Raw genomic sequence first — 17,730 nt, 5'->3', positions numbered from 1 at the left:
CAGAGACGAGACCCACCCCCAGGACACGGCCCGCCAGGAGGACCCGCGTTGCACCCCGACTCCGCCCCCGAACCGCCCCCCGCGGCCGCCTCCGCACCCGGCGCCCCGACCGCTCCGGGGCCGGTCGCTCCCCGGCCTGGAGCCCTCCCCGGGCCGCGGTCCGCGCCGCTCGCCCAGCACCCCGCGGCCGACCCCCTGGACACCCTCGATCCCTACGCCGCCGCCCAGGCCGCGGGCACGGAGAACCTGATCCGCTGCTGGGCCCGCGAGGCCGACGTGCCCGCCCCCGGCGACGGCGTCCTCCGCGTGCCGCTCCCGGCCTCCGGTACGGCCCTCGTCGTGCCCGTGCGCTACTGGTCCCCGACCGGCCGGCACCGCTTCGGCCCGCCGCGGCTGACCGGCGCCCCCGACTCGGCGCCGCCCGTGGACGCGGTCACGCTCGCCGCGCTGCTTGTGCGCGAGACGGCCGGTGCCCCGGGGCCCGACGGTCCCGACCTCGTCGCGCGCGTGGCCGACTCCGTCCGCCGCACCGCCGTGTTCCTCCGGCACCGCGCGGACCGGCCCGTGGACGCTCCCGACGGCCGCCGCGACGGTCCGGGAGACCGCGGCGACGCATCCCCGGACCGTGGTCACCCCGACCTCTTCCTCGCCGCCGAGCAGGCGCTCCTCCTCGGGCATCCGCTGCATCCCACCCCGAAGAGCCGTGAGGGCCTCACCGAGGCCGAGGCCCGCCGGTACTCACCGGAACTGCGGGGGTCCTTCCCCCTGCACTGGCTGGCCGTCGCCCCCTCCGTGCTGGCCACCGACTCGGCCTGGACCGAGCGCGGCCGCCTGGTCACCGCGCCCGCGCTCACCGCACGCCTCGCCGCGGACGGTCCGGCACCGGCGGAGGGTCCGGTGCCGCCGGACGGGTTCGCCCTGCTGCCGTTGCACCCGTGGCAGTTCCGCGCGGTGCTGCATCAGCCGGACGTCGCCGCACTCATGGACGCCGGACTGGTCAGGGACCTCGGCGCCCGGGGCCCGGCCTGGCACCCCACGTCCTCCGTGCGCACCGTCCACCGCAGCGGTGCCCCCGCCATGCTCAAGCTCTCGCTGGCCCTGCACATCACCAACTCCCGGCGGGAGAACCTCCGCAAGGAGCTGCACCGGGGCGTCGAGGTCCACCGGCTGCTGCGCCGCGGCCTGTCCCGCCAGTGGCGGGCGGCCCACCCGGACTTCGACATCGTCCGCGACCCGGCCTGGCTCGCCGTCGACGGACCGGACGGCACACCCGTGCGGGGCCTCGACGTCGTCGTCCGGCACAACCCCTTCCGGCCCTCGGACGACGTCTGCTGCGTGGCCTCCCTCGTCGCGCCGCGGCCGCACACCCGCGCGGAGGACGATTCCCCGGGCCACCGGGGGCCCGGGAACGGCGTGTCCGGCACCGCCGCGCGCACCCGGCTGGCCGAGGTCGTCACCCGGCTCGCCGGACGGACCGGCCGTCCGTGCGGGGCCGTCGCCGTCGAGTGGTTCCTGCGCTACCTCCATCACGTCGTCCGTCCCGTGCTGTGGCTGGACGCCCGCGCGGGCATCGCCCTGGAGGCCCACCAGCAGAACACGCTCGTCCTGCTGGACGCCGACGGCTGGCCTGCGGGCGGCCGCTACCGCGACAACCAGGGCTACTACTTCCGCGAGTCCCGGCGCGCGGAACTGGACGCCCGGCTGCCCGGGATCGGAGCACACAGCGACACGTTCGTGGCCGACGCCGTCACCGACGAGCGCTTCGCCTACTACCTCGCCGTCAACAACGTGTTCGGTCTCATCGGCGCCTTCGGTTCCGAGCGTCTCGCCGGGGAGGGAACACTGCTGGCCGCCTTCCGCCGCCTCCTCGGCGAGCTGGCCTCGGGCCCCCGCGCACTCGGCTCGCTCCCCGCACACCTCCTGGACTCGCCGGTACTGCGCTGCAAGGCGAACCTGCTGACCCGGCTGCACGGCCTCGACGAACTCGTCGGCCCGGTGGACACCCAGTCCGTCTACGTCACCATCGCCAACCCCCTGCACGCCGGGGCGAGCCGCCGTCCCGAAGGAGCGACCCTGTGAACCCCACCGACGCGAGCGCCGACGACACCCTGGACCTGCACCTGCCCGAGGAGTTCGTCGCCCTCTTCCGGACCGCGGGGGACGACGCGACGGGGGACGAGGTCGCGGAGGCGGCGACAGCACGCGCGCGGGGGGACCTCCTCGACGGTCTCGCCGACTGGGGGCCGAGCGAGACCTCCGCCGGCGTCTTCCACCTGGTGCCCGTCGACGTCGAACGGGACGTCGCGCTCATCGCCCGCTGGATGAACGACCCCGCCGTCGCCGCGTACTGGGAGCTGAGCGGCCCGCAGAGCGTGACCGCCGACCACCTCCGGGCCCAGCTGGCCGGGGACGGACGCAGCGTCCCGTGCCTCGGGACGCTGGACGGGGTGCCGATGAGCTACTGGGAGATCTACCGGGCCGACCTCGACCCGCTGGCCCGGTACTGCCCGGTCCGGCCGCACGACACCGGCGTCCACCTGCTGATCGGCGAGGACGCCGACCGCGGGCGGGGCCTCGGGACCGAGCTGATCGGCACCGTCGCCGACCTCGTCCTCGCGGCGCGCCCCGCCTGCACGCGGGTGCTCGCCGAACCCGACGTCCGCAACCGGTCGTCCGTCGCGGCGTTCCTCGGCGCCGGGTTCCGGCGGGCGGCCGAGGTGGACCTGCCCGGCAAGCGGGCCGCCCTGATGATCCGCGAACGGGTGGCGCGGGAGGCCCGGTGACCCGCCGCGCCCGCCGCCTCCGCCGTCTCACCGTTTTCCGCCGAGTCCGTCGTCCCGCCGCCTTCCGCCGCCTCCGCCGTCTCATCGTCTTCCGCCGCCTTAGTCGTCCCGCCGCCTCCGCCGTTCCCGTCGGCCGCCCCTCCCGTCACGTCTCACCGGCCAGCCGCCCAGGAGCCACCCTTGCCCCGCCTGTCCTCGCGGTCACTCACGCCCCTCGCACCCGCCTTGCCGACCCGTTTGTCAGTCCCGGGCCGTAGGGTGGTCGCGCTATGACGAAGCCCTCACTCCCCGAACTCCTGCACGCCGCCGTCACCGCCGTCGGCGGCACGGAGCGTCCCGGCCAGGTGGCCATGGCCGAAGCCGTCGAGGAAGCCATCGACGGCGGCTCCCATCTGCTGGTCCAGGCCGGCACCGGCACCGGAAAGTCGCTGGGCTACCTGGTGCCCGCCCTGGCGCACGGGGAGAGGGTGGTCGTGGCCACGGCGACCCTGGCCCTCCAGCGCCAGCTGGTCGAGCGGGACCTGCCCCGCACGGTCGACGCGCTCCACCCGCAGCTGCGCCGCCGCCCGGAGTTCGCGATGCTCAAGGGCCGGTCGAACTACCTGTGCCTGCACCGGCTGCACGAGGGCGTCCCGCAGGACGAGGAGGACGGCCTCTTCGACCAGTTCGAGGCCGCCGCTCCCACCAGCAAGCTGGGCCAGGACCTGCTGCGGATGCGCGACTGGGCGGGCGAGACCGAGACCGGCGACCGCGACGACCTGACGCCCGGCGTCTCCGACCGTGCCTGGGCGCAGGTGTCGGTGTCGTCCCGGGAGTGCCTGGGCGCCTCGAAGTGCGCCTACGGCGCCGAGTGCTTCGCCGAGACGGCCCGGGAGCGCGCCAAGCTCTCCGACGTCGTCGTCACCAACCACGCGCTGCTCGCGATCGACGCCATCGAGGGCGCGCCCGTGCTGCCGCAGCACGGGGTGCTGATCGTCGACGAGGCGCACGAGCTGGTCTCCCGGGTCACCGGGGTCGCCACCGGCGAGCTGACCCCCGGCCAGGTCAACCGTGCGGTGCGCCGCGCCGCGAAGCTGGTCAACGAGAAGGCGGCCGACCAGCTCCAGACCGCCGCCGAGGGCTTCGAGCGGCTGATGGAGCTGGCGCTGCCGGGCCGCCTCGAGGAGATCCCGGAGGACCTCGGTTACGCCCTGATGGCGCTGCGGGACGCCTGCCGTACGGTCATCTCGGCCATCGGGACCACCCGCGACAAGTCCGTGCAGGACGAGGACGCGGTCCGCAAGCAGGCGCTGGCCTCCGTGGAGTCCGTGCACGACGTGGCGGAGCGGATCACGAACGGTTCCGAGTGGGACGTCGTCTGGTACGAGCGTCACGACCGGTTCGGTGCCTCGCTGCGGGTCGCTCCGATGTCCGTGTCCGGACTGCTGCGGGAGAAGCTCTTCACCGACCGCTCGGTCGTCCTGACCTCCGCGACGCTGAAGCTGGGCGGCGACTTCAACGGCGTCGGGGCGTCCCTGGGCCTCGCCCCCGAGGGCACCGAGGGTGACGACGTGCCCCAGTGGAAGGGCGTCGACGTGGGCTCGCCCTTCGACTACCGCAAGCAGGGCATCCTCTACGTCGCCAAGCACCTGGCCCGCCCCGCCCGGGACGGCGACCGGGGCGACATGCTCGACGAGCTCACCGAGCTGATCCAGGCGGCGGGCGGCCGCACCCTGGGCCTGTTCTCCTCGATGCGCGCGGCCCAGCTGGCCGCCGAGGAGCTGCGCTCGCGGATTCCCGAGTACCCGATCCTCCTCCAGGGCGAGGAGACCCTCGGTGAGCTGATCAAGAACTTCGCCGCCGACCCGCGGACCTGCCTCTTCGGCACGCTGTCGCTGTGGCAGGGCGTCGACGTGCCCGGGCCCAGCTGCCAGCTGGTCGTCATGGACAAGATTCCGTTCCCGCGGCCGGACGACCCGCTGATGAGCGCCCGCCAGAAGGCGGTGGAGGAGGCCGGGGGCAACGGCTTCATGGCGGTCGCCGCCACCCACGCCGCGCTGCTCATGGCCCAGGGCGCGGGCCGGCTGGTCCGCGCGTCGGGCGACCGCGGGGTGGTCGCCGTACTGGACCAGCGGCTGGCGACGGCCCGGTACGGCAGCTATCTGAAGGCGTCCCTGCCCGACTTCTGGTTCACCACGGACCGCAACCAGGTCCGCAAGTCGCTCGCCGCGATCGACGCGAAGGCCAGGCAGACCGAGGGCACCGAGCAGGCCGGGAGCGCCGAGCAGACGGAGGGCGCGGAGCAGGTCGAGGGCGGCTGACCGCGGCCCGGCCCGTGCACCGGGCCGCCGCCTCCCCGGCACCATCCGTCCCCGGACAGCGCTGGGCCCCGGAACCGGCGCAGAGGTCCCGGGGCCCGGTCGGGTCGGCGGGGCGCTGTCGCGCGTACCCGCCCGCCGTGGCGCTCAGACGCGACGCAGTACGGCCACCACCTTGCCGAGGATGGTCGCGTCGTCACCGGGGATTGGCTCGTACGCCGAGTTGTGCGGGAGGAGCCAGACGTGGCCGTCCTCGCGCTTGAAGCGCTTCACGGTGGCCTCGCCGTCCAGCATGGCCGCCACGATGTCGCCGTTCTCCGCGACCGGCTGGCGGCGGACCGTGACCCAGTCGCCGTCGCAGATCGCCGCCTCGATCATCGAGTCGCCGACGACCTTCAGGACGAACAGCTCACCGTCGCCGACCAGCTGCCGGGGGAGCGGGAAGACGTCCTCGACGGACTCCTCGGCCAGGATCGGACCACCGGCGGCGATACGGCCCACCAGCGGGACGTACGAGGCGGCGGGCTTGCCGGCCGTGTCCGTGGGCTGCACCGAGGCGGCCTGGTCGGAGCCGCGCACCTCGTAGGCGCGCGGGCGGTGCGGGTCCCGGCGCAGGAAGCCCTTGCGCTCCAGTGCCATCAGCTGGTGCGCCACCGACGAGGTGCTGGAAAGACCGACGGCCTGCCCGATCTCCCGCATCGACGGCGGGTACCCGCGTCGCTGCACGGAGTCGCGGATGACCTCGATCACCCGGCGCTGGCGGTCGGTGAGTCCCGAGCTGTCCGCCCGGATGCCGGGAGGTCGTCCCGGCAGGGAGCGCTTGTGCCCCTCGGGATTCGCGGCGTCGCTCATCGCGTGCACCGGCTCAGGTCGGCCCTGGGGGCGGTCCTGGGCAGTGATGGTGGCACTGTCGGCGGTGGTGGTCACGTCGGCCCCTCTCGATGGTCTCCCTGCTGCACAACGGTAGTAGCTTTCGAAAGGTTGCGCCAAACACACGTTCGAGTGAAAAAACGCGAATCACTCGCCCGTCTTGCATGTCTGGGTGTATGGCTACCGTGGCGCCTGGCGGACAAAAGGGCTTATTGCTGTACTCTTCACCGCCGTGGTGACAACCTCCGGGATGTCGCTCCAGTCTGCCATCCGGCATTCCGTTCGACGGGGCGGGTCTCCCATCCGTTGCGGTAGTCCCACGCCCCCTCCCCGCGGTGCCCACGGTATCTCCGCATGCCTCCGGGCGATACGGCCGCGACAAGGCCCCGCGACGCGCGGCGCCGCCCGGCCGGCCGCGCACGCTCAGGTGCGACACGCGTGCGGGGCGTGTATGTATGGGCCAATCCCCACATCTAGTGGTTGGATAGCGAGAGCAGCCCACAAGTTGTGGTCCCCCGGGTCTTCGAGCCCACCGCGATCGCCTATGCTGGGGGCTGCTTCGAGGGGCCGGAAGGGCCTTTCGAGGCCGTTGAGTCTGCTGTGAGGAGGGTTCGGAGGCCATGCACTGCCCCTTCTGCAGGCACCCCGACAGCCGTGTCGTCGACAGCCGTACGACCGACGACGGCACGTCGATCCGCAGGCGCCGCCAGTGCCCTGACTGCTCCCGCCGGTTCACGACCGTGGAGACGTGCTCGCTCATGGTGGTGAAGCGGTCCGGGGTCACCGAACCGTTCAGCCGCACCAAGGTGATCAACGGTGTGCGCAAGGCCTGTCAGGGCCGGCCCGTCACGGAGGACGCGCTCGCCCAGCTCGGCCAGCGGGTCGAGGAGGCGGTGCGGGCCACCGGAAGCGCCGAGCTGACCACCCACGACGTGGGGCTGGCCATCCTCGGACCGTTGCAGGAGCTCGACCTCGTCGCCTATCTGCGATTCGCCTCCGTCTATCGGGCGTTCGACTCGCTCGAGGACTTCGAGGCCGCGATCACGGAACTGAGGGAGACGACGGGGCACCCCGGCGAGGACGACGACACCGGCGCGGGGAGCCAGGAGAACGACCGCGGGCCCACGGGGGCAGGACAGGTCCCCGAGCCCGCAGGCGCCGCCGACTGATCGGCGGGCCGGACCCGGACTTCGGCGCCCGGGACCGGCCGGACGGCGGCGAGTGAACAAGACCTGTTGCGGGCGGAGCCAGCGATGCCCGCAACACCAGACAGAACACCGTGCCCACGGGAACAATCGGGGCACTTCAGGGCGTTTTCGCCCGTACAGGGAGGCGGCATGACAGAGACGGCGAGCGGTCCGGCACGGAGTTCCCGCGCCAAGGCCACCAAGGCGGGCAAGGGACTCCGCGTCGAGCGCGTCCACACCACTCCCGGCGTCCACCCCTACGACGAGGTGGCGTGGGAGCGTCGTGACGTCGTCATGACCAACTGGCGCGACGGCTCGGTCAACTTCGAGCAGCGGGGCGTCGAGTTCCCCGAGTTCTGGTCGGTGAACGCGGTCAACATCGTCACCAGTAAGTACTTCCGGGGCGCCGTGGGCACCCCGCAGCGCGAGGTGAGCCTGAAGCAGCTCATCGACCGCATCGTGAAGACGTACCGGAAGGCCGGTGAGGACAACAAGTACTTCGCCTCGCCCGCCGACGCCGAGATCTTCGAGCACGAGCTGGCCTACGCCCTCCTGCACCAGATCTTCAGCTTCAACAGCCCGGTGTGGTTCAACGTCGGCACGCCCCAGCCGCAGCAGGTCTCCGCCTGCTTCATCCTGTCCGTCGACGACTCCATGGAGTCGATCCTCGACTGGTACAAGGAAGAGGGCATGATCTTCAAGGGCGGCTCCGGCGCCGGCCTGAACCTCTCCCGGATCCGCTCCTCCAAGGAACTGCTCTCCTCCGGCGGCAACGCCTCGGGACCGGTCTCCTTCATGCGCGGTGCCGACGCCTCCGCCGGCACGATCAAGTCCGGCGGTGCCACCCGCCGCGCGGCCAAGATGGTCATCCTCGACGTCGACCACCCCGACATCGAGGACTTCATCCAGACCAAGGTGAAGGAAGAGGAGAAGATCCGCGCCCTGCGCGACGCGGGCTTCGACATGGACCTGGGCGGCGACGACATCACGTCCGTCCAGTACCAGAACGCCAACAACTCGGTCCGGGTGAACGACACGTTCATGAAGGCCGTGCAGGACGGCGGCAAGTTCGGCCTGACGTCCCGCATGACCGGCGAGGTCATCGAGGAGGTCGACGCCAAGGCGCTCTTCCGCAAGATGGCCGAGGCCGCCTGGGCCTGCGCCGACCCCGGCATCCAGTACGACGACACCATCAACGCCTGGCACACCTGCCCGGAGTCCGGCCGCATCAACGGCTCGAACCCGTGCAGCGAGTACATGCACCTGGACAACACGTCCTGCAACCTCGCCTCGCTGAACCTGATGAAGTTCCTGAAGGACGACGGCAAGGGCAACCAGTCCTTCGACGCCGAGCGCTTCTCCAAGGTCGTCGAGCTGGTCATCACGGCGATGGACATCTCCATCTGCTTCGCGGACTTCCCGACCCAGAAGATCGGTGAGAACACCCGCGCCTTCCGCCAGCTCGGCATCGGCTACGCGAACCTCGGCGCCCTGCTGATGGCGACCGGCCACGCCTACGACTCCGACGGCGGCCGCGCCCTGGCCGGCGCCATCACCTCCCTGATGACCGGCACGTCGTACCGCCGCTCCGCCGAGCTGGCCGCGATCGTCGGCCCGTACGACGGCTACGCCCGCAACGCGAAGCCGCACCTGCGGGTCATGAAGCAGCACTCCGACGAGAACGCCAAGGCCGTCCGCATGGACGACCTCGACACGCCGATCTGGGCCGCCGCCACCGAGGCCTGGCAGGACGTGCTGCGCCTCGGCGAGAAGAACGGCTTCCGCAACTCCCAGGCCTCCGTCATCGCCCCGACCGGCACCATCGGTCTCGCGATGTCCTGCGACACCACCGGCCTGGAGCCCGACCTCGCGCTGGTCAAGTTCAAGAAGCTGGTCGGCGGCGGCTCGATGCAGATCGTCAACGGCACCGTCCCGCAGGCCCTGCGCCGCCTGGGCTACCAGGAGGAGCAGATCGAGGCGATCGTCGCCCACATCGCCGAGAACGGCAACGTGATCGACGCGCCCGGTCTCGCCCACGAGCACTACGAGGTGTTCGACTGCGCGATGGGCGAGCGCTCCATCTCCGCGATGGGCCACGTCCGCATGATGGCCGCCATCCAGCCCTGGATCTCCGGCGCCCTCTCCAAGACGGTCAACCTGCCGGAGACGGCGACCGTCGAGGACGTCGAGGAGGTCTACTTCGAGGCCTGGAAGATGGGCGTCAAGGCGCTCGCCATCTACCGCGACAACTGCAAGGTCGGCCAGCCCCTGTCCGCCAAGACCAAGACGGTCAAGGACACGGAGAAGGCGGAGATCACCGAGAAGACCGAGGCGGCGATCCGGGAGACGGTCGAGAAAGTCGTCGAGTACCGCCCGGTCCGCAAGCGCCTCCCGAAGGGACGTCCCGGCATCACCACGTCCTTCACCGTCGGCGGCGCCGAGGGCTACATGACCGCCAACTCCTACCCGGACGACGGTCTCGGCGAGGTCTTCCTCAAGATGTCCAAGCAGGGTTCGACCCTCGCGGGCATGATGGACGCCTTCTCCATCGCGGTCTCCGTCGGCCTCCAGTACGGCGTGCCGCTGGAGACGTACGTCTCGAAGTTCACCAACATGCGCTTCGAGCCGGCCGGCATGACGGACGACCCGGACGTGCGGATGGCGCAGTCGATCGTCGACTACATCTTCCGCCGCCTGGCGCTGGACTTCCTGCCCTTCGAGACCCGCTCCGCGCTCGGCATCCACTCCGCCGAGGAGCGTCAGCGCCACCTGGAGACCGGGTCGTACGAGCCGGCCGACGACGAGGTCGACGTCGAGGGCCTGGCCCAGTCGGCGCCGCGCGCCCAGGAGCTGAAGGCCGTCGCCACGCCGAAGGCCGAGGTCGAGGCCGCCAAGCCCGCTCCGCAGCAGGCGCACACCAGCGCCGAGCTGGTGGAGATGCAGCTGGGCATCCAGGCCGACGCCCCGCTGTGCTTCTCCTGCGGCACCAAGATGCAGCGCGCCGGATCCTGCTACATCTGCGAGGGCTGCGGCTCGACCAGCGGTTGCAGCTGATCCGAGGAGTGACCCGCGGGGGTGACCCGCGGGTTCAGAAGGGGACCGGCCACCGGCCGGTCCCCTTCGGCGTGTGCCTGCGATCTTCCTGCGACCTGCCGGCGCTCACCTCGGCGCACGGTTCGCGCGCGAGCGATGACTTCGGGCGCCGGATCGGGTCTGCCCCTGCGACACACCCGACCCACGAGACCTTCCGGGGCTGCGATGACAACCGTCAGTGTCAATGAGATCGCCTTGGGCGTCGAGTCGTTCGGTGACGACGACGCGCCACTCGTCCTGCTCGCCGGAGGGACGACGATGCTCTCGTGGCCGGACGCGCTCTGCGAGCGCCTCGCCGCCGGCGGGCGCCGGGTCGTGCGCTACGACCTGCGCGACAGCGGAGAGTCGACCACGGCGGACCCGGAGGCGCCCGCCTACACCCTGCGCGACCTCGCCGCCGACGCGGCCGCGCTGGCCGACGCGCTCGGCGCCGGGCCCGCGCACCTCGCCGGGATCGGCGTCGGAGGGATGGTCGCCCAGGTGGCCGCGCTCGACCACCCGGACGCGTTCTCGGCGCTCACCCTGGTCGGTACCCGCGCGGTCGCGCCCGGCCCGCCCGACGACGACCTGCCCGACCACGACCAGGCGACGATGAGCCGGCTGTTCGCGACGCCGATGCCCGACTGGACCCACCGCGAGGCGGTGGCCGAGTTCGCCGCCACCGGCGCGGAACTCCTCGGCGACGACCCCGTCGCCGCGCGCGCGACCGCCGCGCGCATCTGGGACCGCACGCCCGGCACCGCCGCCCCGCTCCAGCTGGCCAACCAGCTGGGCATCGTGTTCTCCAGGCTCGACTGCGCACCCCGCTGGCGGGAGCGCCTGCCGGAGATCGAGATCCCCACGCTCGTCGTCCACGGTCGCCACGACCCGTTCTTCCCCGTCGGCAACGGCGAGGCGATCGCGCGCGAGATCCCCCGGGCGCGGCTGCAAGTCCTCGAGGACGCGGCCACCGCGATCCCCGACGCGGCGGTCGGCGAGGTCGCCGAGGCGATGCTCTCGCTCCCAGCCGCCGTCAAGGCCGACGAGGCGCGCCCATCACCCGGGTGAACGTCGCGGGGTCCCCCTCGAAGCCGTGCACGCCGGCCCGGAACTCCCACGCCCCCGTCTCGTCCCGGACGAACTCGGCGACCGTCGCCGCCGTGGCGCCCGGGACGGCGGCGAAGTCCTCCGCGGCCAGGTCCGTGTAGCCCTCACGGATGCGCAGGCCGGGGTTGGTCACGTGGCTGAAGGTCCGCTCCTCGGTGTGCTGCTGTATGGCGACGCCCACCACCACGCGCGCGTACCGGGCGTCCAGCCGCTCCAGCTCCAGCGTCATGACCTCGTCGAAACCGAAGCCCTTGCCGTCCTTGCTGTCCCGGTTGAGATAGATGGTGCCGTCCGGTGAGCGACTGTCGAAGTGCACCACGTAGGCCGGGGCGCCGTACGGATCGTCCACCGGATAGGTCCCGGCGACGAGATCCAGGTCGGTGGCCGGCTGTCCCGCCGGACTCGGGTCCCACCGCAGCGCGACCTCGACCTTGCCCAAACCCTTGCTGAGGCCGTTCACAGACTTCCCCTTCCCAGGTCCCCCGCCCTGCCCGGCCCCCTGAACTGCCGGACGATGACGGCCGGTTGCCCATCCTGCCACGCACCGGGACGAGCGCGCGGGCAAGCGGTCCTCCGGAGAGCGACCGGTGCCACCTTCCCTGGCCTTACCATGGCGCGGTGCTGGTCAAGTGGATTCGCTGCACCGTGGTGGACCGCCGCGGTTTCGAGCGGGGGCAGCGGAAGTGGGCGGGGCTTCCGGGGGAGCCGGGTTTTCGGGGGCAGGGGGGTGGCTGGAGCCGGGGGCGGCCGGACGTGGCGCACGTCTTCGCCTTCTGGGAGAGCCGTGCCTTCTACGACTCCTTCATGGCCCGCTCCCACGACAGGCTGGCCTCCGCGCAGCTGGGCACCTTCAAGGACGCCCAGGTCAGGCTCTTCGACTACCGGTTCGACGTGAAGACCGGGTTCGAGCCGCGCTTCACCGACGCCGACCTGCTGCGGGTGGCGCTGTGCCGGGTCCACGAGGAACGGGCCGAGCACTACGTCCTCATGCAGGAGAAGGTCTGGAACCCGGCCATGGCCGGCTCGCCCGGCATGATCCGCGGCCTGTTCGGCGAGGCTCCGGGGGACGGGTACAACGAGTACCTCGTGCTGTCCATGTGGCTGTCGGCCGCCGAACACGGAAAGTACCGCACCGAGCGGGTGGAGCGGCTGGCCCTGCGTGCCCAGACGGAGGCCGACATCGCGGCGCTGACGGGCGACATCGTGCAACTGGAACCCTCCTGGACCGTTTGAGATCCGGACCCGCTCCGACTCGCCCAGGTGTGGGAACCGTGTGACGTACGCCGTACGGGGCCCGTACGAGTGCTTGGTTCCGTCCGTCTCGATCTAGGGTTCTGGCATGGCACGACCACGGCGCATCGTCCTTGTCCGGCACGGCGAGTCGATCGGCAACGTCGATGACACCGTGTACGAGCGCGAACCCGACCACGCGCTCGCCCTCACCGACCGCGGCCGGGCGCAGGCCGAGGAGACCGGCAAGGGGCTGCGCGAGGTGTTCGGCCGGGAGCGGATCAGCGTGTACGTCTCCCCGTACCGCCGCACCCACGAGACCCTCCGCGCCTTCCACCTCGACCCGGAGCTCATACGGATACGTGAGGAGCCCCGGCTGCGCGAGCAGGACTGGGGCAACTGGCAGGACCGCGACGACGTGCGCCTGCAGAAGGCCTACCGCGACGCCTACGGGCACTTCTTCTACCGCTTCGCCCAGGGCGAGTCCGGTGCCGACGTGTACGACCGGGTCGGCGGGTTCCTGGAGAGCCTGTTCCGCAGCTTCGAGGACCCCGACCACCCGCCGAACGTGCTGCTGGTGACGCACGGGCTCGCCATGCGGCTGTTCTGCATGAGGTGGTTCCACTGGACGGTCGCGGAGTTCGAGTCGCTGTCCAACCCCGGGAACGCCGAGATGCGGATGCTCGTTCTCGGTGAGGACGGCAAGTACACCCTTGACCGGCCCTTCGAACGCTGGCGAGATCCGGAACCGTACGGGATCACCGGATAGAGTGGCAGGGCGATGACCGCTCATTCTTCTCCCGACGGGCGCCTGGACCGGGCCCTGTCCAGCCTGCGCGGACTGTCGGTGGGGGACGCGCTGGGCTCACAGTTCTTCGTCCCCGCGAACTATCCGCTGCTGGGGCGCCGCGAGCTGCCGCCCGGCACCTGGCAGTGGACGGACGACACGGAGATGGCGTGCTCCGTGGTCTCCGTGCTGGCCGCCCACCACCGCATCGACCAGGACGCGCTGGCCCTCTCCTTCGCCCGGCACCACGACTTCGACCGCGGGTACGGTCCCGCGGTCAACCGGCTGCTGCGGCTGGTCCGGGAAGGCGGCGACTGGCGCGAACTCGCCGCGGCGCTGTTCAACGGGCAGGGCTCCTGGGGCAACGGCGCCGCGATGCGCATCGCGCCGCTCGGTGCCTGGTACGCCGACGACCCGGAACAGGCGACCCACCAGGCGGAGATCTCGGCCTACCCGACGCACCAGCACCGTGAGGCGGTGGTCGGCGCCATGGCCGTCGCGGCGGCCGCGGCACTGGCCGCCGATCCGGCCGGGCCGCCCTCCGCGCACGCGCTCCTCGACGGTGTGATCGCGCTGGTGCCGAAGAGCGCGGTGGGCGCCGGACTGCGACGCGCCCGGGACATGCTCGACTACGGCGACGCGACCACCGTGGCGGCGGTCCTGGGCTGTGGCCGGCGTACGACCGCGCATGACACGGTCCCCTTCGCCCTCTGGTCCGCGGCCCGTGCCCTCGGCGAGTACGAGACCGGGTTCTGGACGACCGCGCAGGCCGGTGGGGACGTGGACACGACCTGCGCCATCGTGGGCGGAGTGATCGCGGCCGGGAAGGCGGGGGCGCCACCGGCCGAGTGGGTGGAGCGGGTCGAGGCGTTGCCCGCCTGGATGTCGGCCACGGCCTGACCGGCTCCCCGCGGAAACTCTCCGTGCGTGACGGGAACTCTGTGTAACCGCCGACGCGTTGTCATGACAACCGCTGCCCGGGGTGCGTCCCCGGGCAGGTCCGGAAGGTCATGGGGGTGTGGGTCGTGGAGGCACTGTCGGCATGCGCCGCGCTGTTGGTCGCGCTGTTCGTCGTGCTGTCCTTTGCGCTGTCCGCCGCCCCGGTGAGATGCGCTCGGGCGACCGTGAGCCGGCGGGGTGGGCCCCGGCGGGCGTGCGGGACGCCCGCCGGTGGACCGCGCCCGGCCCCGAGCCCCGCAGGGTCAGCCCATACCCGGGCCGGCCGTGCCGGACAGGGCCTCCAGGTCGCTCTTGCGTACCCGGATCACCAGCCAGGCCGTGGCCAGGGCGAGTACGGCCATGGCGGCGGCCGGGATGAAGGCGGCCGAGATGCCCTGGGCCAGCACGTCGTGCGACCAGGGCGCGGGCAGCTGGTGGGTCTGGGCGAACTCCGCCTTCTGCTCCGGCGAGCCATTGGTGAGGAAGTCCGGCACCTGCTTCTCCGCCTCGTCCCTGCTGGCCGTGCCGAAGACCGTGGTCAGGATGGCGAGACCGATCGATCCGCCGACCTGCTGCATCGCATTGAGCAGTCCCGACGCCGCACCCGCCTCGTGCTGGGCGACCCCGGAGACCGCGGTCAGCGTCAGCGTCACGAAGTTCAGTCCCATGCCGAACCCGAAGATCAGCATCGGTCCCAGGATTCCGCCGGCATACGAGCTGTCGGAGCTGATGAGGGCCTGCCAGCCGAGCCCGAACGCGGCGAGTGCCGAGCCCGCGATCATGAACGGCTTGGGGCCGAAGACGGGCAGGAAGCGCTGCGACAGACCCGCGCCGAGCGCGATCACGACGGTGACCGGCAGGAAGGCCAGACCGGCCTCGATGGGGGTGTAGCCGAGCACGTTCTGCACGAACAGCACGATGTAGAAGAACATGCCGAACATCGCCGCGGCCAGGCTCAGCATGATCAGGTACGTGCCGGAGCGGTTGCGGTCGGCGAACATCCGCAGCGGCGTGATCGGCTCCTTGGCTCGCTGCTCGATGAGGACGAAGGCCAGCAGCAGGACCGCGGCGGCCGCGAAGGAGCCAATGGTCAGGTTGTCCCGCCAACCCTCGTCGGCGGCCCGGATGAAGCCGTAGACGAGAGACGCCATGCCCGCCGTCGAGGTCACCGCCCCGGCGATGTCGAAGCGGCCGGAGTGCCGTTCGGACTCGCTGATGTAGAGCGGCGTCAGCACCGCGATCAGCACACCGATCGGCACGTTGACGAAGAGCACCCAGCGCCAGTCGAGCCACTCGGTGAGCATGCCGCCCGCCAGCAGGCCGATGGCGCCGCCACCTGCGGAGACGGCGGCGAAGACGCCGAAGGCCCGGTTGCGTTCCGGCCCCTCCGGGAACGTGGTGGTGATGAGGGCCAGCGATGTGGGCGACGCTATCGCGCCGCCCACGCCCTGCAGAACGCGCGCCGCGAGAAGCTGCCAGGGTTCCTGGGCGAAGCCGCCGAGCAGCGAGGCGAAGGTGAAGAGCAGGATGCCGGTCATGAAGACCCGGCGCCTGCCGAGGATGTCACCGGCTCGGCCGCCGAGCAGGAGCAGACCGCCGAAGGTGAGCGTGTAGGCGCTGACGACCCAGGTGAGGTCGGTGGTGCTGAAGTCGAGCGCGTTCTGGATGTGCGGGAGCGCGATGTTCACAATCGTCGCGTCGAGTACGACCATGAGTTGGCAGGCCGCGATGACGGCGAGTGCGATGCCGGGATGCCCCTCCCGGCGGGCCGCTCCCGGCTTCTGGTCTTTGATCAGAGAAGAGGTTGTCACTATGTGTCCCCCACGAACGACTTAGTGAACGCTCGCGTTCACTGTTGCTTCAACGTTAGTGACCCGGAGACAGTGAACGCAACCGTTCACTTGTCGCGTCGTCGCGCGTCCGGTCCCCCGTCGTGGCCGCGCGATGTGTTCTTCATCCCCGAATACCCGTTTTCACCGCTTTCTGGAGACCTTCGACATGGTTCCTTCGCACTGGGCGGCCGCCTCCGCCCAGACGCCCTCCCGCCGGCGTGGCGCGGTCCTGGAACGCGCGATCCTCGAGGCCGCACTGGATCAACTCGGCACCGTCGGCTGGAACGGCCTGACGATGGAGGGAGTGGCCGCGGGCGCTCAGACCGGCAAGGCGGCCGTCTACCGGCGCTGGCCGTCCAAGGAAGACCTCGTCGCGGACGCGCTGCGGTCCGCACTGCCGGACTTCGACACGGTCCCCGACCTCGGAAGCGTGCGCGAGGATCTGCTGGAGCTCTGTCGCGAGGTGCGCGACGCCATGTACAGCCGCCCCGGATTCGCTGTGCGGTCCGTGATTCACGAATGCGACGCCACGCAGGCCGAGCGCTTCCATGCCGTGATCATCAAGGGGGTGGTCGAGCCGACCCTCAAGGTGCTGCGTGAGGTCATCCACCGCGGAATGGAGCGGGGAGAAGTCCGGCACGACGCGGCCAACGGATATGTCTTCGACACCATCCCGGCGATGATGATGTATCGCTCGAAGATTTGTGCAAGTGAATGGACGGACCGCGAGCTCGAGGAAATGATCGACCAGTTGATAGTCCCGCTGCTGCGGCCCGACGCCCCCTGATCCCGGCCGACGCGGCGACCGGTCCCCTTTGGGCAACCGGGGTGTCGTCCGGGGATCGCGGCGGCGTAGGCTGGGTGCGCCATGCCGTACGAACCACCTACTCACACCGTCGAGCGCTCTCTTCGCGCCACGACCGGAGCGAAGATCATTGCCGGTGTCGACGAGGTGGGGCGCGGCGCGTGGGCCGGCCCGGTCACCGTCTGCGCGGCGATCACCGGACTGCGCCGGCCCCCGGTCGGCCTGACGGACTCCAAGCTGCTCACCATCAAGCGACGCACCGAACTCGCCGTGGAGTTGCGGACCTGGGTCACGTCCTACGCCCTGGGTCACGCCTCTCCGGAGGAGATCGACGCGCTGGGCATGACCGCCGCGCTGCGCCTGGCGGCGGTGCGTGCCCTGGAGACCCTGCCGGTCCGCCCCGACGCCGTCATCCTCGACGGCAAGCACGACTACCTCGGCGCCCCGTGGCGGGTGCGTACGGTGATCAAGGGCGATCAGTCCTGCGTCGCCGTCGCGGCGGCCTCGGTGCTCGCCAAGGTCCAGCGCGACAAAATGATGGCCGAACTGGGTGCCGACCATGCAGACTTCGGTTTCGCGGACAACGCCGGGTATCCGTCGCCCGTGCACAAGGCCGCACTGGCGGAGCGGGGCCCCACCCCGCACCACCGGTTGTCGTGGGCGTATCTTGATGCGCTGCCCCAGTGGCGGCACCTCAAGAAGGTCCGCAGTTGGGTGGACGGAAGCGTTCCGGAAATCGAGGGCCAGCTCGGATTCGATTTCTGACGGTTCCGCTCGCAGGCATGTGCCACCCGCCGACGCGAGCCGCACCAACGTTTGAT

Annotated in this window: 14 protein-coding genes; 11 read left to right on the top strand and 3 right to left on the bottom strand. The window is 71.3% G+C overall.

The features are described from left to right. Positions 1 to 48: 48 nt before the first annotated feature. The 3 genes from ACIRGB_RS29025 to ACIRGB_RS29015 all read left to right on the top strand — a co-directional run bounded on the left by ACIRGB_RS29025 (position 49) and on the right by ACIRGB_RS29015 (position 5,083). The gene (locus tag ACIRGB_RS29025; RefSeq protein ID WP_403871245.1) at positions 49 to 2,079 is read left to right on the top strand and encodes an IucA/IucC family protein; all 2,031 of its coding nucleotides are present in this window, start codon (positions 49 to 51) and stop codon (positions 2,077 to 2,079) included. Further along, positions 2,076 to 2,783 (top strand): GNAT family N-acetyltransferase, encoded by a 708-nt coding sequence (locus tag ACIRGB_RS29020; RefSeq protein WP_403871242.1) that lies wholly within the window; start codon positions 2,076 to 2,078, stop codon positions 2,781 to 2,783. Before ACIRGB_RS29025 ends, ACIRGB_RS29020 begins: the two co-directional genes overlap by 4 nt. A 269-nt stretch (positions 2,784 to 3,052) precedes the next feature. Beyond that, positions 3,053 to 5,083: an ATP-dependent DNA helicase gene (locus ACIRGB_RS29015; RefSeq protein ID WP_403871239.1), complete on the top strand. Its 2,031-nt coding sequence runs from the start codon at positions 3,053 to 3,055 to the stop codon at positions 5,081 to 5,083. A gap of 144 nt (positions 5,084 to 5,227) precedes the next feature. Here the strand turns inward: ACIRGB_RS29015 and lexA are convergent, their stop codons facing one another. After that, on the bottom strand, positions 5,228 to 6,007 hold the full coding sequence (lexA, locus tag ACIRGB_RS29010) for a transcriptional repressor LexA (protein ID WP_127895100.1): 780 nt from the start codon (positions 6,005 to 6,007) through the stop codon (positions 5,228 to 5,230). Between the two features lie 563 nt (positions 6,008 to 6,570). Here lexA and nrdR point away from each other — a divergent pair. From nrdR to ACIRGB_RS28995, 3 genes are all read left to right on the top strand, one after another. After that, complete coding sequence (gene nrdR / locus ACIRGB_RS29005) at positions 6,571 to 7,119, top strand: transcriptional regulator NrdR (protein ID WP_403871235.1); 549 nt, start codon at positions 6,571 to 6,573, stop codon at positions 7,117 to 7,119. Between the two features lie 168 nt (positions 7,120 to 7,287). Then, on the top strand, positions 7,288 to 10,191 hold the full coding sequence (locus ACIRGB_RS29000) for a vitamin B12-dependent ribonucleotide reductase (protein WP_403871232.1): 2,904 nt from the start codon (positions 7,288 to 7,290) through the stop codon (positions 10,189 to 10,191). Between the two features lie 204 nt (positions 10,192 to 10,395). Beyond that, positions 10,396 to 11,277, top strand: a complete 882-nt coding sequence (locus tag ACIRGB_RS28995) for an alpha/beta fold hydrolase (protein ID WP_403871230.1) — start codon at positions 10,396 to 10,398, stop codon at positions 11,275 to 11,277. Here the strand turns inward: ACIRGB_RS28995 and ACIRGB_RS28990 are convergent. Continuing rightward, complete coding sequence (locus ACIRGB_RS28990; RefSeq protein WP_403871227.1) at positions 11,243 to 11,776, bottom strand: TerD family protein; 534 nt, start codon at positions 11,774 to 11,776, stop codon at positions 11,243 to 11,245. The genes ACIRGB_RS28995 and ACIRGB_RS28990 overlap by 35 nt on opposite strands. Before the next feature lie 158 nt (positions 11,777 to 11,934). On the opposite strand from ACIRGB_RS28990, the gene ACIRGB_RS28985 reads away from it, so the two are divergent. The 3 genes from ACIRGB_RS28985 to ACIRGB_RS28975 all read left to right on the top strand — a co-directional run bounded on the left by ACIRGB_RS28985 (position 11,935) and on the right by ACIRGB_RS28975 (position 14,233). Next, on the top strand, positions 11,935 to 12,549 hold the full coding sequence (locus ACIRGB_RS28985) for a YdbC family protein (RefSeq protein ID WP_403871224.1): 615 nt from the start codon (positions 11,935 to 11,937) through the stop codon (positions 12,547 to 12,549). A gap of 106 nt (positions 12,550 to 12,655) precedes the next feature. Further along, positions 12,656 to 13,315 carry a histidine phosphatase family protein gene (locus tag ACIRGB_RS28980; RefSeq protein WP_403871221.1) on the top strand — a complete coding sequence of 220 codons (660 nt, stop codon included), beginning with the start codon at positions 12,656 to 12,658 and terminating at the stop codon, positions 13,313 to 13,315. Positions 13,316 to 13,327: 12 nt separating this feature from the next. After that, positions 13,328 to 14,233 carry an ADP-ribosylglycohydrolase family protein gene (locus tag ACIRGB_RS28975; RefSeq protein WP_403871217.1) on the top strand — a complete coding sequence of 302 codons (906 nt, stop codon included), beginning with the start codon at positions 13,328 to 13,330 and terminating at the stop codon, positions 14,231 to 14,233. 302 nt (positions 14,234 to 14,535) lie between these two features. Here the strand turns inward: ACIRGB_RS28975 and ACIRGB_RS28970 are convergent, their stop codons facing one another. Continuing rightward, on the bottom strand, positions 14,536 to 16,083 hold the full coding sequence (locus ACIRGB_RS28970) for an MFS transporter (RefSeq protein ID WP_403871214.1): 1,548 nt from the start codon (positions 16,081 to 16,083) through the stop codon (positions 14,536 to 14,538). Positions 16,084 to 16,270: 187 nt separating this feature from the next. Between ACIRGB_RS28970 and ACIRGB_RS28965 the strand changes: the two genes are divergently transcribed. Next, positions 16,271 to 16,891 (top strand): TetR/AcrR family transcriptional regulator, encoded by a 621-nt coding sequence (locus ACIRGB_RS28965; protein ID WP_403871211.1) that lies wholly within the window; start codon positions 16,271 to 16,273, stop codon positions 16,889 to 16,891. A gap of 81 nt (positions 16,892 to 16,972) precedes the next feature. Further along, positions 16,973 to 17,674, top strand: coding sequence for a ribonuclease HII (locus tag ACIRGB_RS28960; protein WP_403871208.1), 702 nt, complete (start codon positions 16,973 to 16,975; stop codon positions 17,672 to 17,674). Positions 17,675 to 17,730: the final 56 nt, after the last annotated feature.

The sequence above is a fragment of the Streptomyces sp. NPDC102490 genome (assembly GCF_044765285.1).
Classification (GTDB): Bacteria; Actinomycetota; Actinomycetes; order Streptomycetales; family Streptomycetaceae; genus Streptomyces.
The sequence above is the reverse complement of the archived record's forward strand: the minus strand, read 5'-3'. Positions and strand labels throughout refer to the sequence as shown.

Excerpts from the sequence above, each read along its gene's own strand:
- ACIRGB_RS28975 (WP_403871217.1), top strand. The coding sequence starts at position 13,328 with ATGACCGCTCATTCTTCTCCCGACGGGCGCCTGGACCGGGCCCTGTCC.
- ACIRGB_RS28960 (WP_403871208.1), top strand. The coding sequence starts at position 16,973 with ATGCCGTACGAACCACCTACTCACACCGTCGAGCGCTCTCTTCGCGCC.
- nrdR (WP_403871235.1), top strand. The coding sequence starts at position 6,571 with ATGCACTGCCCCTTCTGCAGGCACCCCGACAGCCGTGTCGTCGACAGC.
- ACIRGB_RS29000 (WP_403871232.1), top strand. The coding sequence starts at position 7,288 with ATGACAGAGACGGCGAGCGGTCCGGCACGGAGTTCCCGCGCCAAGGCC.
- ACIRGB_RS28995 (WP_403871230.1), top strand. The coding sequence starts at position 10,396 with ATGACAACCGTCAGTGTCAATGAGATCGCCTTGGGCGTCGAGTCGTTC.
- ACIRGB_RS28980 (WP_403871221.1), top strand. The coding sequence starts at position 12,656 with ATGGCACGACCACGGCGCATCGTCCTTGTCCGGCACGGCGAGTCGATC.
- ACIRGB_RS28965 (WP_403871211.1), top strand. The coding sequence starts at position 16,271 with ATGGTTCCTTCGCACTGGGCGGCCGCCTCCGCCCAGACGCCCTCCCGC.
- ACIRGB_RS29015 (WP_403871239.1), top strand. The coding sequence starts at position 3,053 with ATGACGAAGCCCTCACTCCCCGAACTCCTGCACGCCGCCGTCACCGCC.